At 66.6% G+C, this 16282-nt stretch carries 12 protein-coding genes; 9 read left to right on the top strand and 3 right to left on the bottom strand.

Annotation, left to right across the window (positions count from 1 at the left end; translation table 11 throughout):
• Positions 1 to 19: 19 nt before the first annotated feature.
• Positions 20 to 805: an IclR family transcriptional regulator gene (locus A3CU_RS0124695; RefSeq protein WP_027944568.1), complete on the top strand. Its 786-nt coding sequence runs from the start codon at positions 20 to 22 to the stop codon at positions 803 to 805.
• Positions 806 to 959: 154 nt separating this feature from the next.
• On the opposite strand, the gene A3CU_RS0124690 is transcribed toward A3CU_RS0124695, so the two are convergent.
• Complete coding sequence (locus tag A3CU_RS0124690) at positions 960 to 3839, bottom strand: FAD-binding and (Fe-S)-binding domain-containing protein (protein WP_027944567.1); 2880 nt, start codon at positions 3837 to 3839, stop codon at positions 960 to 962.
• A gap of 94 nt (positions 3840 to 3933) precedes the next feature.
• Here A3CU_RS0124690 and A3CU_RS0124685 point away from each other — a divergent pair, with 94 nt between their 5' ends.
• From A3CU_RS0124685 to A3CU_RS0124660, 6 genes are all read left to right on the top strand, one after another.
• On the top strand, positions 3934 to 5232 hold the full coding sequence (locus A3CU_RS0124685; protein ID WP_043842410.1) for a hydroxyacid-oxoacid transhydrogenase: 1299 nt from the start codon (positions 3934 to 3936) through the stop codon (positions 5230 to 5232).
• A 17-nt stretch (positions 5233 to 5249) separates the two neighbouring features.
• The gene (locus A3CU_RS0124680; protein WP_027944565.1) at positions 5250 to 6608 is read left to right on the top strand and encodes an MFS transporter; all 1359 of its coding nucleotides are present in this window, start codon (positions 5250 to 5252) and stop codon (positions 6606 to 6608) included.
• A gap of 477 nt (positions 6609 to 7085) precedes the next feature.
• Complete coding sequence (locus tag A3CU_RS0124675) at positions 7086 to 7979, top strand: phosphotransferase family protein (RefSeq protein WP_043842435.1); 894 nt, start codon at positions 7086 to 7088, stop codon at positions 7977 to 7979.
• 303 nt (positions 7980 to 8282) lie between these two features.
• Entirely contained in the window at positions 8283 to 10121 is a 1839-nt protein-coding gene (locus A3CU_RS51370; protein ID WP_245617315.1) for an HNH endonuclease signature motif containing protein, read from the top strand.
• On the top strand, positions 10066 to 10563 hold the full coding sequence (locus A3CU_RS0124665) for a hypothetical protein (RefSeq protein WP_084143688.1): 498 nt from the start codon (positions 10066 to 10068) through the stop codon (positions 10561 to 10563). Before A3CU_RS51370 ends, A3CU_RS0124665 begins: the two co-directional genes overlap by 56 nt.
• Before the next feature lie 309 nt (positions 10564 to 10872).
• Positions 10873 to 11424, top strand: coding sequence for a hypothetical protein (locus A3CU_RS0124660; RefSeq protein ID WP_245617311.1), 552 nt, complete (start codon positions 10873 to 10875; stop codon positions 11422 to 11424).
• Positions 11425 to 11570: 146 nt separating this feature from the next.
• Here A3CU_RS0124660 and A3CU_RS46445 read toward each other — a convergent pair whose 3' ends face one another.
• On the bottom strand, positions 11571 to 13409 hold the full coding sequence (locus A3CU_RS46445; protein ID WP_052372096.1) for an ABC transporter ATP-binding protein: 1839 nt from the start codon (positions 13407 to 13409) through the stop codon (positions 11571 to 11573).
• Positions 13410 to 13627: 218 nt separating this feature from the next.
• On the opposite strand from A3CU_RS46445, the gene A3CU_RS0124650 reads away from it, so the two are divergent.
• On the top strand, positions 13628 to 14119 hold the full coding sequence (locus tag A3CU_RS0124650; RefSeq protein ID WP_027944560.1) for a hypothetical protein: 492 nt from the start codon (positions 13628 to 13630) through the stop codon (positions 14117 to 14119).
• Positions 14120 to 14357: 238 nt separating this feature from the next.
• Entirely contained in the window at positions 14358 to 15449 is a 1092-nt protein-coding gene (locus A3CU_RS0124645) for a PrsW family intramembrane metalloprotease (protein ID WP_027944559.1), read from the top strand.
• Between the two features lie 26 nt (positions 15450 to 15475).
• Here A3CU_RS0124645 and A3CU_RS0124640 read toward each other — a convergent pair whose 3' ends face one another.
• A complete protein-coding gene (locus A3CU_RS0124640; RefSeq protein ID WP_027944558.1) occupies positions 15476 to 16252 on the bottom strand; it encodes a cyclase family protein in 777 nt (258 codons plus the stop codon).
• Between the last annotated feature and the right edge of the window lie 30 nt (positions 16253 to 16282).

Genomic DNA, 16282 nt, shown 5'->3' with positions numbered 1-16282 from the left:
GCGACGACAACGGAAGCCAGTGAACCACACACAGCCACCAGCTGGCACACAAGCCATCCGACGCGCGCTCTCAGTTCTGCGGCTGCTCAGAGACGAGGGCGGTGAACTCTCGCTGTCCGCCATCGCCCGGCGGCTCGGCCTCACACCAGGGACCACGCACCGCGTCGTGGGCGCGCTCAGCGTCGACGGATTCGTGACCCACAACCCGCACACGGATTGCTATCACCTTGGCGCCGGCGCGATCCTGCTCGGCCAGGCCGCGCAACGGGTCCACGGGCTCGAGCGAGCGCTGCCGATCATCGAAGGAGTCAAGGCGGAAACCGGCGAGTCGGTCAACATCACCATTCGCGACAACAGCGAGTCCGTGGTGCTGCTGCGCGCCCAGTCCACCCTGCCGCTGCGGTTTGAACAGCATCCCGGCGCCAGGTTCCCGCTGTACGCCACCGCCTCGGGTAAGGCGATCCTGGCCTACTCGCTCGATGTCGAGGCGTACCTGGCGAGCCTGCCCGAGCAGCTACCCCCGCTGACCACGAACACGCTCGCGACCCGGGACGACCTGGCGCTGGCGCTCACGGAGACCCGCGATCGCGGGTACAGCGTCGACGACGAGGAGAACGTCGCCGGAGTGCGGTGCGTGGGCGCGGGCGTGCTGGACGACCAAGGCCTTGCGCGAGCCGCGGTCGTGATCCAGGTGCCGACCGTCCGGCTGCCCGACGACCGCATCCCCGAACTGGGGGCGCGGGCCGTCGCGGCAGCTCGGGAGGTCGCGCAGTTCCTGCCGCCGGATCGGCTCACTCAGCGCTGAGGCCTAGCGCGTGTTTCAAAGGTGGGTGATCTGCTTGAGACGACCCGTCGCGCGCCCCGCCGGAGGCCTCGGATTTGCGATGGCAGGCCGCCGAAGGGCACACGTTGGAGACTCACGTCGGCCACGGCCTGGCAGCGCAAATACGATGGCGCGATTATGAAACACAGCCCAGAGCCCGCGCGGTGAGTGAAGCGAGATGCGCGGGCTCGTGCTCGGACAGCTGCCGGATCTGCGTGCGGCAGCTGAAGCCGTCGGCGTGGACCACGGTCCCGGGGCGGGCCGCACGCAGCGCCGGTAGCAACTGGTGCTCGGCGACCTCGACGGACACCTGGTAGTGCCCGCGCTCGAACCCGAAGTTCCCGGCCAAGCCGCAGCAGCCCTCACGCAGCACCTGCACCTCACCGGCCACGCTGTCGAGCAGCCGCGTGTCGGCGTCATAGCCGAGGTCCGCGTGCTGATGGCAGTGCACCTGTGTGATGACCCGATCCTCGGTCGACGAGACCTCCGGCAGCCCCGCCTCGCCGATCTGTTCGGCGAAGGTGCGGACGGACTCGCCGAGCATCCGCACCCGCGGATCGTCCGGAAGCACTTCGGCGCCGTCCTTACGCAGCAATGCCGTACAGCTCGGCTCGAGCCCGACCACCGGCACGCCACGCTCCAGCCACGGCTGCAGCACGTCCAGGCTCCGGCGCAGCACACGACGAGCCGCGCCGAGCTGTCCGGTGCTGTGCCAGGTCAGTCCACAACAGACGTTCCGGGCGGGGATGTGCACCTCGTAGCCGAGAGCCTCCAGCACGGCGACCGCGTCGCGGCCGACCTGAGGGTCGAGGTAGTTGGTGAACGTGTCCGGCCACAGCACGATCGGCGTCCGTCCCCCGCTCCCTTGTGGAGCTTCGCGTTTGGTGAACCACGAACGGAAGGTCGGTGACGCCAGGACCGGCAAGTCACGTTCGGCGGCGATACCGCCGAGCCGTTTGATGACGCGGCTCAGCGGGCTCGCTGCCACTGCGTTGAACGCCTTCGCCATGGGTGCCCCGAGACGGAGCCAGCGCGGAAGTGCACCCATCGTGTAGTGCGCCATGGGGCGGAGGCGGCGATCATAGTGCCGGCTGAGGAACTCCGTACGATACGAGGCCATGTCGACGCCCACCGGGCAGTCCGACTTGCAGGCCTTACAGCCCAGGCAAAGATCGAGGGCGTCGCGAACCTCGGTGGACCGCCAGCCGTCGGTGATCACATCGCCGGCCAGCATCTCGAACAACAGCCGCGCCCGGCCACGGGTGGAGTGCTCCTCCTTGCCGGTCGCGCGGTAGCTCGGACACATCATGCCACCCGAGACGGACACAGTGGACACACATTTGCCGACGCCCACGCAACGGCGTGACGCGGCCGCGAGATCTCCGCCGTCGGCGTGCAGCGCGAGGCGCGACCGCGTCGGCAGAACCGGCGGCGCGATGACGGTGCGCAGATCGGCGTCCAGCGGAGCGGGGTCGACGACCCGGCCGGGGTTCATCGCGTTGCCCGGGTCGAAGGCGGCCTTGAACTCCGCGAAGGCGGTCATCAGCCGGGGCGGGAACATCAGTGGCAACAGCTCCGCGCGAGCCTGACCATCGCCGTGCTCGCCGGACAGCGAGCCGCCGTGGGCGACGACCAGGTTCGCCGCGTCGGTGAGGAAAGCACGGTAGGCCTGCTTCGCATCCGGTGCGGCAAGCGGAAAGTCGATGCGCACGTGCAGGCAGCCGTCGCCGAAATGGCCATACACCACGCCCTTGCGGCCGTGTTTGTCCATCAGCAGGTCGAACGCGCGCAGATATTGCCCGAGACGCTCCGGTGGAACCGCCGCATCTTCCCAGCCGGACCAGGCCTCGGAACCGTCCGCGAGCCGGGTGGCCAACCCGGCGCCCTCCTCCCGGATCCGCCAGAGTTTCCGTTGCGCCACCGGGTCTTCCACCAGGAGCACGCTGGCGCCGACCTGATCCGCGCGCTCGGCCACCCGCCGGGCGTTCTCCACCGCCTCGGCCGCGGACTCACCGCCGGTTTCCAGGTAGAGCCAGGCGTTGCCCTCCGGAAGCTTGCTCTCCTCGCCGGGTTTCCGCGCGTCGAGCGCTTGGACGAGCCCCATCTCGATGCCTTCCATGGTCAGCACAGGCAAGTCGAGCAGCGCGGGTACCGCGTCGGCGGCGTCGATGCCACTACCGAAGCCCAGCACCACGAGGGCCCGCGATACGGGCGATGGCACCAGGTCCACCACCGCACTCAGAATCGTCACGCAGGTCCCCTCGGTGCCGACCAGCGCCTTGGCGACGTCGAAGCCGTTCTCCGGCAACAGATATTCGAGGTTGTACCCTGACACACGCCGCGGCAACTTCGGAAAACCGAGGCGGATATCGGACAAGTACTCGTCCCGCAGTGCGCGCAGCGACCGGTAGAGCCGCCCGACCGAATCCTCGCGGGCGCACAACGACTCCAGCTCATCCGGCGAGGTCGGCCCGACCTCGAGCCGGGTGCCGTCACGGAGCGCGATCTCCAATGCGCGCACGTTGTCGACGGTCTTTCCCCACGCCACCGAGTGGGAACCGCACGCATTGTTGCCTATCATGCCACCGATAGTGCATCGGCTGTGTGTGGAGGGATCCGGGCCGAAGGTCAAGCCGTACGCGGCGACCTGCTCACGCAGCCGGTCGAGTACGAGGCCCGGTTCGACGCGAGCGGTCCGCGCGTCGGTATCGATCTCCAGGACGCGGTTGAGATGACGGGTGAAATCCAGGATCACCGCTTCGTTGGTGGCCTGGCCGCCGATGCTTGTCGCGGCGCCACGGGGCAGGACTGGAGCGCCATGCTCGGCGCATACGCGCAATACGGCCGTCACGTCCTCCGCCGATTCCGGCCGCACCACCAGCAGCGGGACATGCCGGTAGTTGGACGCGTCAGTGGAATGCGTCGCGAGCGTCGTGGGGTCGCCTGCCACTTCACAGGAAACTGCGGCCCCGAGCGCCTCCTGCAGCGCGGATCGCGGACGAACGGATGACGGCATGGGCATCTCCAGTCAACTTCGGGGGTTCACAGCGACTGTATCCACAGCTAGGGTGTAGCGACCACATAGTGGATACAAGCTCCACATGTTGTCAATGTCGACGTTAGGAGTGGTCCCCCTGTCCGAGCTGCACCGCAACGAGAGTGTGTTCACCTGGGCCGCGCCGCCGTTGAAGTTCGGTATCGGCGCCCTCGACGAGGTCGGGGCCGAAGTCGCGGCCCGCCAGGCGAAGTCGTGCCTGATCCTCACCGACCCCGGCGTACGTCAGACCGGGATTCCCGATCGCGTGCTCGACTCGATCCGCGCCGCCGGTGTGAAAAGCGAAATCTTCGACGCGGTCGGAGTCGAGCCCACCGACGTAAGCATCAATGAGGCCGTCGCCTACGCGAGGCAACAGGAATGGGATTGCTTCGTGGCGATCGGTGGTGGCTCCGCGATGGACACCGCGAAAGCCGTCAACCTCCTCACCACCCACCCCGGCGAACTGCTGGACTTCGTGACGCCGCCGATCGGCGCGGGCAAGGCGCCGTGGTTGCCGCTGAAACCGCTGATCGCGGTGCCGACGACCGCCGGAACCGGTTCGGAGTCCACCACCATCTGCGTGGTCGACCTGCTCGACCTCCATCTCAAGGCCGGGGTGAGCCACCCTCGGCTACGGCCGTCGCTGGCCGTGGTCGACCCCAGGACCACTGTCACCCTTCCCCCGGCGGTGACCGCCGCCAGCGGCATGGACGTGCTCTCGCACGCCTTGGAGAGCTACACCTGTGTGGCCTTCGACGCGAAGCCGGCACCGGAAGACCCCATGCGACGGCCGGCATTCTGCGGCTCGAACCCGATCAGTGATGTGTGGTGCGAGATGGCGATGTCCCTGGTCGGAAAGCATCTGCGGGCCGCCGTCCTCAATGGACGCGACATGCAGGCGCGCACCCAGATGGCGCTGGCGTCCACCTACGCGGGCACCGGATTCGGCAACGCCGGCACCCACCTGCCCCACGCCAACGCCTACCCCATTGCCGGCGCCGTCAAGCAGTACCAGGCCGCTGATTACCCCGAGATGCCCATGGTGCCGCACGGCCAGGCGGTGTCCGCCACCGCCGCCGAGGTGTTCCGCTGGACCTACCCCGCCTCCCCCGAACGCCATCTGCGAGCCGCGACCCTGCTGTCCGGTGGACAGACCTTCACCGCGACCGACGGTGCCGATGCCCTGCCTGGCGTCCTCACCGAACTGATGGCCGACATTCAGATGCCGAGGGGACTGCACGCCTTCGGCTACGACGAGTCCGACATCGACACGCTCGTCGACGGCACCCTCAAACAGACCCGCCAGCTCTCCGTCGTGCCGCGCCCCGTCGATCGAACCGCTCTCGAAAACATCTTCCGCCGATCCCTCTGAAAGCAACGGAGCTTTCAATGAAGCCAACTCGCACGAAAACCGGCGGCGATTCCGCCGGAAGCAGCGACGTACGCCTCGTCGTGGCGTCGAGCGTCATCGGCACGACCGTGGAGTGGTACGACTTCTTCCTCTACGGCACGGCCGCGGGCATCGTGTTCAACAAGCTCTACTTTCCCGGTTCTGATCCGTTTGTCGGCACCCTTTTGTCATTCGCTACTTTCGCGCTGGGCTTCGTCGCCCGTCCGGTCGGCGGGCTCATCTTCGGCCACCTCGGCGACAAGTTCGGCCGTAAGAAGATCCTCGTGGCAACCATGCTCATCATGGGCGTCGCGACCTGCCTGATCGGGGTGCTGCCCAGCTACGGCACGATCGGCTCGGCCGCCCCGATCCTGCTGGTCCTGCTCAGGCTCGCCCAGGGCGTCGCGGTCGGTGGTGAATGGGGCGGGGCCGTGCTCATGGCGACCGAGTACGCGCCGCCTGGGAAACGAGGACTTTACGGGAGTTTCCCGCAGATCGGGCTCGCGATCGGGTTGATGCTCGGCACCGGGGTGCTGGCCGGACTCGACGCCATCACCAGCGAGGCGGCGTTCCTCGCGTGGGGCTGGCGGATCGCTTTCCTGCTCTCCGCGGTACTCGTGGTCGTGGGCCTCCTGGTGCGAGTCAAGATCATGGAAACTCCCGCCTTCCGGGCGATGGAACAGCAGGAGGGCGCCTCCACCGTACCGGCCCTCGAACTGGTCCGGGACCGGACTTCCCTGCGGCACGTCCTGCTCGGCATGGGCAGCAGGTTCACCGAAGGTGTGGCCTACAACACCTGGGCCGTTTTCGTGATCTCCTACGGAACCGGCACCGTGCATCTCGACAAACAGCCGCTGCTGGTGGCGGTGATGATCGCGGCGGCGGTCATGGTGTTCTTCATCCCGGTCTTCGGCCGGCTGTCCGATCGCGTCGGCCGCCGACGGATATTCGTCGTCGGCGCGCTGACGACGATGGTGCTCGCGATACCCACGCTGGCCGCGGTTTCCACGGGCAACACCGTCCTGATCACCCTTTCGCTCGTTGCCGTGCTGGGCATCAGCTACCCGGTGATGTACGGCCCCCAGGCGGCGTTCTACGCGGAACTGTTCCCGGTTTCCCGGCGCTGCACCGGAATCTCTGTCGTGTACCAGTTATCCGGCATCGTGGCATCGGGGCTCACCCCGCTGATCCTGGCCTTCCTGGCAGGCAAAGCCGGCACGACCGGCGTCGTGGCTTACCTCGCCATCACCGCAGTGATCAGCGCCGTGTGCGCGCTCGCGATCCGTCAGCGTGACATGTTCGACGACGACGTGCGCTCGCCCCATGCCACGGCCACCGTCAGCCCTGGTAATGCCTGATCGTTGAATCCGCGCAGCGGCGTCAACCCGGCTCTCCTGGCGCGCGGAGGGCAGCGCACGGGGTTCGATTCCCCGGATCACAAGGCAGCCCAGCACGGCGCACAGGTGACAGTGCACGCCGCACATCTCATCACCACGTGTTGGTCCCGGAGGACGAGGGCGGGTTTCGGGGCATCCTGCTGATGATTCCAGTGGGCGCGAGCGCTTCTGCGTTCGTGCCCACCAGAATCGGCTGCCCAGAAGGTTGGCAGCCGGGATCTACTCGACATCGTCCTTGTCGCGGCGTAGGTGGTCCTCGATCTCCTCGTGTGGTGGTTTGGGCCGGTCGTTCATCTCGTCCCAGCCGAACGGCGACCGAAAAGGACATTAACCGTGGTCTCCTGGTACAGGAGACGGCACATGGTCGTCTGCGTGCGCATGGTGCGGAATGGCCAGAACTCGGTGGTTCGATCCGCGCTCGTCGTGCAGAATGTCCCAATGATTGACGCGGTGTCGCCGGCTGCGCTGGCGTGGGCGGCTCGAGCGGTGGGCCCGCATGCCACAGTCGAGTTGGTGCGCCCCTTGGCCGGTGGCACTCATGCCAAGACCTACTTGCTGCTTACTGCGAGCCCGAGTTGTGACGCGGTGTTGCGGTGTTTCCCGGCCGGTGACACCGCCGCTGGCAACGAAGCCGCTGTCCTGACCACCCTGGACGGTCTCAGCGGCTGGGCACCACGCCTGATCGCCGTGGACCCATCCGGAGAGCACGCTGGTCATCCCGCCACACTCATCACTCGGATGCCTGGCCGCCCGGACATCACCCCGGCTGACCCGGGTCGCGGGGCAACCAAACTGGCCCAGACTCTGGCCCGGGTGCATGCGACGCCGCTGGACCGATTGGGCTCGTTCCGGGACGGCGTGCAGGCGGCGATCAAGGCGGCAACCCCCGCACGGTCGACCGCGCCGACCGCCCCGGCCTTGCTTCCCTACGAACATCGCCTCGCTCAGCAACCATCCGTGCTGACTCACTACGACTACTGGACGGGCAATGTCTTGTGGCAGGGCACGACCATCACCAGCGTGATCGACTGGGCGGGGGCGGCGCTCGCACCGCGTGGCTTCGACGTGAGTTGGTGCCGTTTGGACCTCGTGCTGCTGCACGACCACGATGCCGCCGGGACCTTCCTGTCCGCATACGAGCACGCGGCCGGGCAGCCGGTACCCGACGTCCATCTGTGGGATCTGTTCGCTCTTACCAACTCCCACCACGTGGTGGAAACCTGGCTGCCCAACTATCACCCCCTCGGCCGCACCGACCTGACCGCAACCGATCTGCGTGACCGTCATACCCGCTGGACGAAGCACTGCCTCGCCCAACTCGGGAACACCTGATACTTGCTGGCGTTCAAGTGAGCGAAGGCCTCGTCGCCGGTATTGGCACAGACGAGCTATCCGGAGAAAAATAGTCCTACGCGATACTCGGACCACGTGAAGGATCGTCCCATTTCCGGTCTACCAAGTTCTCGCGCGGCCTCGGGTGCGGGAGTGTGGATGAGCGTGGATGGCTTTTGTGGCCACTGCAGGTATTCGTACCCAGTCCGGTGAGGGTTTTCCGGTCATGTTCGATGGACCATCGACCGTCTGATCGATAAAATTGAGGTACTCCGCCGTCTTCGAGCGAAGGAAAATCTCGTGATGTACGACCTGTTTTCGCTGTGCGGTGACGACATCGCTCGCATGTCCGACCACGCCGCGGTCGAGACCATGACCGTGGCACGGGAAGCGATATGCCGGTCCCAAGCCATCCAGGTACACGCCATTGCTCGACTATGCAAGATCCGTGGCCATACGAGATGGGTGGCCGATGAAGTCTCCCTCGAACTGTCGGTCAGCCGACAGGCCGCCGCTGGTCTGGTCGACGTGGCAGAAACGTTGACCACCCGGCTTCCCCGTTTGCTGGCCGCCATGGAGGACGGCGAAGTCGACCTGCGCACCGCAGGCAAAATCTGCGACGTGACCGCCGCCCTGTCGGATGACCAGGCTCGTGAGGTGGACGAGAAAATCGCTGGACGCCTGGCGGGCAAGGACTCTGAGAGGGTGCGGAGGATCGCGCGCGATGCCGTTTGCGCGATTGATCCCGACGGCTATGCACAGCGGGCGAAGAAGCGTCGTAAGGATCGCCGGGTCGAGTTAATGAATGCCGAGGAGGGAATGGCTTCCCTCTGGGCCTACCTGCCCGCCGAGATCGCCAGCGCCATCTACGCGCGGGTGGATGCCATAGCCCGCAAGCTGAAGGCCAAGGACGAGGACCGCACACTCGATCAACTCCGCGCCGACGTGCTAGCCGACCTTGCGCTGGGTAAACACGAAGGACTGCCCGGTGTGCTCGCCCAAGTCTACGTTCACGTCCCGATCGACGCGGCGCTGGGCATCACCGACACCGGATGTGAACTCGCCGGTCACGGGCCCATTCCCGGTGAGATCGCCCGCCAGATCATGGCAGACGAAAACAGCGTGTGGCGCAAAGTCACCTGCGACCCCACCTCCGGCGCAGTCCTCGACGTCGGCCACACCCGCTACCGGCCACCCGCCGCCCTCGACGAACTCGTCCGCGTGCGGGATCGAGAATGTAGAGTGGCGGGTTGCCGACGACCCGCACAACGGTCGGATGTGGACCATCACCGGGACTACCGCCGCGGCAAGAACGGCCACACGTCCAAAGCGAATCTCACCTGTCTTTGCCGGAATCACCATCGCTTGAAGGACGTCTCCGGCTGGGGCTTCCGCCTCGACGAGGCAACGAGCGAATTGACGGTAACGACCCCGACCGGGCGCACCCACACCACCCGGCCGCAACCCATCTTCAAACCCACCGTCGGAAAAACCGACGGTTCCACAAAGGACGATCAGCAAGGCGGCGGCACCCCAGAACCGCCGTTCCGAGCCTGGCGATCGCCCGGTACCGGTTGCGGTGGTCGAATCCCAACTCGGCCTGGTTATGCCGCTTGTATCGGTCGGCTTCGAACGATGGGAGATCCCTCGCGTAACCGGTTGGCGACCTGGTCTCGACGCTCGTGGATCACTGCATCGGCCGTCAACGCGGCAAGCAAATCGCCAACAGCAAGCGCTGGACGCCTGGCATTCCCGGCAATCCGGCGGCAATTGACCCCGGAGCCCGGTCCACCGAGTGATGAATCGCGGGTATTATGTCCGAATGCGCACAGTGGAAGAATTCAGGCAGCGGTGGCTGAAAGAACTGCCAATGATGTTCACCCGTCCTGGGATGTGTGCACACGACGGTCGGGGAATGGAATTAATGGCGAGAGCCCGACTCTACGACCTGTGCTTCCTCGACGAAAGGGAGGACGACCTCGAACAGATTATGAGGACGGTGCGGCGCTTCGGTCAGTCCGGGGTGCAGGGGCCGTTTTCGGCGATCTTCGGGCGCGAGCGGCAGTGCAGAGAGGAGGTCGCCTCGGTGTTCGCCGAGCAGTTTCACCGGCTGGGCTACCTCACGGTGGACCGCGTGCTTGATTCAGCCGAATGGGCACCATTGACAAAGCTGCGTGACTGGGTGGCGGATCGCGACATCCACCGCAGCGAGGTCGAGACCGTCTTTGGCCCGCCGAGCCTGATCGTTGGTCAGCGAGTGTTGTGCTACGTCCCAGCTGACGCCACAGGCTGGGTGTTCGTCGACTGTTGGAACGAGGCCACGCAGCGGTACATGCCCGGAAAAGGCATGTTCGACAGCATGACCGAGGCTGACCCCTTGGTTCGCGATATCCGAGTTCCGGCGAAGGACTTCGAGGAGGGACTCATCCTGACCCTGTACGGCAGGGTGCTGCGCTGGGGCCCGGGCTGGTGGATTCACCATCCAGGCTACGAAACAACCGAGGAAATAGCGGCGATCGCTGCCCAGCTCAGGCAGATCGAGTCCAATGACCCATCACAGGGGCGTCGACGTTTGAAGGAATGAAGACCGGTACCCGGCGGGCGCCGAGGCGTGCTCGTTTTCCATCGGACCACTGAGTAGCGCGAAGAACTGTTCGGCGGTTCGATCGGCGTCGCCATCGCCGCACTCGTCCAGACGATTGCGGGCGACACGCTGGCCGGCTTCCACGGCGGGTACTGGTTCCTGACCGGCGCCTTGCTCGTCCAACTCGTCGCCCGCGGCCTCCTACCCGGAGGCCCATCATCGCCTCCCCCGCTGCCGAGATCCCCGCCGGTGCGGTACAAGGAGATCCACAGCGAAAATAGCTTGCTCGGGGGTGAGACGCTCTGTTCCGTGCTGACTGTGCGGATGAATGACGTCGCGGCCAGAGCGCTTGGGCCGAGCGTGGCAGGTGCCATGATTCCACCGGGCGAGCTTGCGCCGATGTTGCGTGAGATCCTTCGTGAGGGTGTCGTTCGGCGTGGCGATGTCCTGCTGTTCGCCGGATACTCAGGTTGGGCCGGTGAGCCACCGGGGAGATTTCCGGACCTAACCGGCTGGGAGTGCTTCGTCAGCAGTTTCCATCTTGAAGACGTGGTGCCGGTCGAGGTCGGATCAACGGCGGACGAAGAGCCAGTGATCTCCGAAGAAGACCAGGCGCTGTTGCTCCGGCACGGGCTGAGCTTCGGGCTGGAGGTGGTCCGGCTCGTGAACGAGCTGGACGAACCTGTGCCGGTGCGGTGCATCATCGGCACGAACACCACAAACGGGACGTTCAGATTCCATCGAGCGAGGCCGGGCGAGGCGTGGCATACCGCTGACCTGGATGCCTACTCTCACGGCTGGTCAGTCCAAAAGTTGATCGTGGTCGACAGTGGACCGGCCAGCCTGGGCGACACACCGTAGTGACAGCTGGGCTACCGATGGCAGCAGGATCTCCAGGCTGACCGACTGGCCGCCGAAGTACCAGCGAAAGTTCGGCACGTGCATCCCTGCTCACGCTCGGTCCGCCACCGTCGTCAGGTCGCGATGGTACGTCGCAGACATGAGACTCAGGCCGGTTCGGTCTGAGCCTCGTAGTCCTGGATCTCCTCGTGCAGGAACCCGCCCGACTGGTGCTGCCAGAGCTGGGCGTAGTTTCCTTGCCGGGCAAGCAGTTCCGCGTGGGTGCCCTGCTCGATGATCCGGCCGCGGTCGAGCACGACCAGCTGGTCCATTCTCGCCACCGTGCTCAGCCGGTGGGCCACCACCACGGCGGTTCGCCCCTCCATCAACCGCCACAGGGCTTCCTGCACCAAGGACTCGCTTTCCGAGTCCAGCGCGCTGGTCGCCTCGTCGAGAAGCAGGATGGGCGCGTCACGAAGGATGGCCCGGGCAAGTGCCACGCGCTGCCGCTGACCGCCGGAGAGCTTGACCCCGCGTTCCCCGACGAGGGTGTCGAACCCGTGGGGCAGCGCCTCGGCGAACTCGGTGACGTGCGCGGCCAGCGCGGCCTGCCGGATCTCCGCGTCACTGGCCTCGGGCCGGGCGAACGCGATGTTGTCGCGCAGGCTCCGGTGGAACATCGCCGGGTCCTGTGGCACGTAGGCCATCAGGCTGCGCAGATCCGCCTGACGGAGCCGGGAGATGTCCTGGCCGCCGACGAGAATGCGGCCCGCGTCGACGTCCATCAGCCGCAGCAGCAACCGGGTCAGCGTGGTCTTGCCACCGCCGGAGCGTCCCACCAGGCCGATCTTGGTTCCGCTGGGGATGCGCAGGTCCAGGTCCGTGAACAACTCGGAAGCCCCGGCATGCGCATAGCTCACCCGCTCGAAGCGGATCTCCGCGCCGGACGAGCGGAGCGCCTCGGGCGCGACCGGGTCGAGCACGGTCGGCGGAGTGAGCAGCAACTCGGTGAACTGGGCGGCCTCGGTCAGCGAACTCTCCATCCGGCGATAGATCTGGTTGAAATCGAACATCAGCCGCGTCGCGCTGGAGTAGTAGGTGAAGGCCACCACGATCGCCGAGACCCCCAGCCGTCCACCCGCGAGGCCGGCGGCGAGCAGCACGCCGAGCGCGTTGGTCAGCACCGACATCGGCGCGACCAGCGTGTCGATGCGCATGTTGGCGTAGTCCCAGGACAGGATGGAGAGCCTGCGCTGCTCGCCGACTCGTTTACGATGCTCGGCAGCTTCCCGCTTCTCCGCGGCGAACGCCTGCACCGCCTCCATGTTGGCCAGCGTGTCGGCGACGTGACCCGACACGCGGGCGATCGCGGCCTCACGTTGATCCACGAGTGCCTGCCGGCGCCGCACCAGCGGTGCGGTGGCCAGCCCCGTCACGAGAAGCAGCCCGACCAGCACGGCCACGAGCACCGGGTCGTAACGCCACAGCACCACCGATGCGAACGCGAGCGGCACGAGGTTGGCGATCACCGAGAACGCCAAGGTGTCGACGAACTCCTCGAAGCGCGAAGCGAAGCTGAGCACGCGCTTGGTCAGGGAGCCGGCGAAATTGTCATGGAAGAACGCCGCGTCCTTGGCCAGCAGTTCGTCCATTCCGATCACGTACAGGTCTTCGATCCCGAAGCCGTCCGTGCGGTTCAGGCAGTGGATACCGGCCCGCCACAACAGCTCGCCGAGGGCGAGCATGGCGGCGAACCCGAGCACGAGGGGCAGCAAGCTCGCCAGTCCCAGCCGCTCACCGGCACTGAGCCGCCCGGCGAGTGCCGCCACGAACAGTGGTGCGAGATAGGAGATGCAGATATTTCCCAAGGCGGGCAAAAACAATCCCGGCACCGCGACCCTCCGGCGCCGGGCCAGCACCCGCCCGTAGTGACGCAAGGCCAACAGGACCGCGGCCCTGCGCCGCGATGGTCTGAGGGATTCTTCCGCCGCGCCGCCGTCCTCCATCGGCCTCCCCTTCCGATAGCCCGTCCGTTCATGCTGCGGTAGCACGGCCCGATCTGGCCAACGATTTTTCCCATTCAGACCACCGACGGACCGTGAAGTCGATTTCGGCTCGTAGTCCGAGATCGGCAAGCCGCGGCACGCGGCCGACCACGTCAATCCTGCTTGATCGTCGGGGCCGAATTCGGGTGTTTCGTTGTGTTGACCCCGCCAGTCACGGGATGATGGGTCTCACCGAGTTTCATCAGGATTGGGAGGGCCTGGGCGTGCACTGGTGGCAGTTCGCGTTACTCGGTGCGGGAGGAGGGGCGCTGGTCGAGATCCTCGCGATCTTCAAATGGCTTGCCGTGTGGCAGTCCGCCCGGAGGACATCGACCGGAAAGGTGAAGGGGAGCCCGCCGAAATTGAGATCCTACCTCGACGTGCCGGTGCATGCCTGGATGGCGGTGTTCCGAACCGTTCTCGGCGCCGGATCCGCGGTCCTGTTCGGCGCCGGCGGAGGGATCAACGGGCCGTATGTGGCGGTGGCCCTTGGCTTCGCGGCTCCGTCCATGCTGGCGCAACTCGGAACCATTCCACAGGTCGCCGCCGCGATCCGGGGTGCTCCAGACGGGTCCGTGCAACGGCTGGCCCCGACCGGGCTGAGTGCGTCGGACCGGCTCGACGAGCGACGCTCGCCGAGGGCCGACACGGAGGTCTCCCATGAACGGTGACCCCACGTCCCGCCGTGTCCTCGAGAGCCTGTTCGGTATGGAATCCGGCCCCACGCTTCAGCCTCGGCCTCCGGTGACTCGCGGACATTCGGTGGCTCGCCGCGTGCTTGCCGGGCTGCTCGGGGTAACGCTTCCCGAGCGAGATCCGGTGCCCCCGGATGCCGGCCTTGAGCCGTCGCGTCATCACCATGCAACGCGCGTTGTCACGGAAAACGCTCGCGTGCCACGGCGGATCACCGTGCTCCTGCCCGTACTCGGCCTCACCCTGGTCGCGGTCTGCGGGCTGACCCTGCTTGCGCTGGCCGGCGTCCGCCTCGGGCTGCCGGCGGTCATGATCGGCGTGGCCGCCGCATTGGTGCCGGTCACGGTCGTCGTGGCGGTCTTTCTCTGGATCGACCGTTGGGAGCCCGAACCGGTAAAACTGTTGCTGCTCGCCTTCGCCTGGGGTGCCTGTATCGCGGCGATCACCGCCCTGCTCACCAGCAGCACCCCCGAGACCGTAGGTGGTCTCCTGCCGGGCGTCGGTGACGGCAGCAAGGTCAGCACACTCGTTACCGCCCCGGTCGTCCAGGAGTTGGCAAAAGCGGCATTCGTGCTCGCGGTGCTCCTGCTCCGGCGTGACGAGTTCAACGGGATCATCGACGGGATCGTCTACGCCGGGATCGCTGCGGCCGGGTTCGCCTTCGCCGAGAACATCTTCTACTTCGGCCGCGCCTTCGCCGAAAACGGCTTCGGCACCGGCACCAGCGGTGGCCTGATCACCGCATTCTTCCTGCGCGGGGCGCTGACACCGTTCATGCATCCGCTCTTCGCGGTGCTGACCGGCGGCGCGCTCGGCATCGCCGCGAAAACCGCCAGCCGCGCCACCCGGATTCTCGCTCCCCTCGGCGGTTACCTCATGGCCGTCCTGCTGCACGCGTTGTGGAACGCCGCGGCCACGCTCGGCGGCGCCAAGACGTTTCTCAACGTCTACTTTCTGATCATGGTCCCGATGTTCATCGCGGTGGCCATGCTCATCCTGCTGGAACGCCGGCGGGAGCAACGCATCCTCCAGGCCGCACTGCCGGAGATGATCGCAGAGCGGTGGATCGCGCATTCGGAAGCCCAACTGCTGTCCAGCCTGAGCGGACGCCGGGCATGGCGCCGCCGAGCCCGCCGGCAATCGGGTCGCCGCGCGGCCAAGGCGGTGGCCACCTATCAGGACAGCGTGATCGAACTGGCCTTTCTCAAACGCCGCGACGGCGACCCGGAACGGCAAAGCGAGGTTCTCGACATCCTCCGCACTTCCCGGGCCGAAGCGATCAGGCTCGCGGTCAACACCAACGTGTGACCTCGCCGAGTAGCGGCCGCAGGTGATTACGTCGTGCGGTCCACCAGGGCCAGCACGCGGCAGGGGCTTCCGGAGCCACTGACGATCGGCAGCGGGGCGGCGATGACGATCGCACCGGTAACGGGGAGCTTGTCCACATTGCTCAGTTGGGTGAGCCCGTATTTGTTGGCGCCCAGGAACATCGAATGGCACGGAAAGGGCGGATCGAATCCGGGCGCCTGGCCGGCGTCGGTCCCGACGGTCTCCACCCCGATCCCGAGGATCTCCGTGGCCGCCAGGTGACGAGCGGCGTCGGGGGTGAGACCCGGCGTGTGCGAGCCCTGGTCGTCCGCATTGGCGAACGCGGCCGGGTCACCGCCCCGGGCCGACCAGCCGGTGCGGTAGATCAGCCACGCTCCGCCCGGGAGCGGGCCGTGGCCGGCCTCCCACTTCTGGATGTCCGCCACACTCAGCAGGTAGTCGGGATTCTCCGCGACCTCGGCGGTCTTGTCGATGACGACCGCGGGCCCGACGAGCCGGCCGGGTGGCACCTGCGAGACGTCGTCGAGGTCCTTACCGGTGACCCAGTGATTCGGCGCGTCGAAGTGCGTGCCGGTGTGCTCGCCGGTGCGGAAGTTGTTCCAGTACCAGGCGGGACCGCGGTCGTCGTAGCGGCTGATCTCCTCCAGCTCGAACGTGGCGGTCTGCCCGAATTCCGGCGGGAGCGCGAGAATCGGTGTTCCCGGGTTCAGCGGCGCGGTGAGGTCGATGACCTCGACCGATCCGTCGAGCAGTTGGGTGGCGAGTGTGCTCAGGCCGGCCATGGCGCTCCTTTGTGTGGGGGTTTGCGGCGC

The sequence above is a fragment of the Amycolatopsis taiwanensis DSM 45107 genome (genome assembly GCF_000519205.1).
Lineage (GTDB): Bacteria > Actinomycetota > Actinomycetes > Mycobacteriales > Pseudonocardiaceae > Amycolatopsis_E > Amycolatopsis_E taiwanensis.
Note: the sequence above shows the minus strand (reverse complement) of the source record. Positions and strands in the feature narration are given on the sequence as shown.

Coding starts and splice junctions, on each gene's coding strand:
- A3CU_RS0124690 (WP_027944567.1), bottom strand. CDS start 3,839: ATGCCGTCATCCGTTCGTCCGCGATCCGCGCTGCAGGAGGCGCTCGGG.
- A3CU_RS0124685 (WP_043842410.1), top strand. CDS start 3,934: ATGTCGACGTTAGGAGTGGTCCCCCTGTCCGAGCTGCACCGCAACGAG.
- A3CU_RS0124680 (WP_027944565.1), top strand. CDS start 5,250: ATGAAGCCAACTCGCACGAAAACCGGCGGCGATTCCGCCGGAAGCAGC.
- A3CU_RS0124675 (WP_043842435.1), top strand. CDS start 7,086: ATGATTGACGCGGTGTCGCCGGCTGCGCTGGCGTGGGCGGCTCGAGCG.
- A3CU_RS51370 (WP_245617315.1), top strand. CDS start 8,283: ATGTACGACCTGTTTTCGCTGTGCGGTGACGACATCGCTCGCATGTCC.
- A3CU_RS46445 (WP_052372096.1), bottom strand. CDS start 13,409: ATGGAGGACGGCGGCGCGGCGGAAGAATCCCTCAGACCATCGCGGCGC.
- A3CU_RS0124650 (WP_027944560.1), top strand. CDS start 13,628: ATGATGGGTCTCACCGAGTTTCATCAGGATTGGGAGGGCCTGGGCGTG.
- A3CU_RS0124640 (WP_027944558.1), bottom strand. CDS start 16,252: ATGGCCGGCCTGAGCACACTCGCCACCCAACTGCTCGACGGATCGGTC.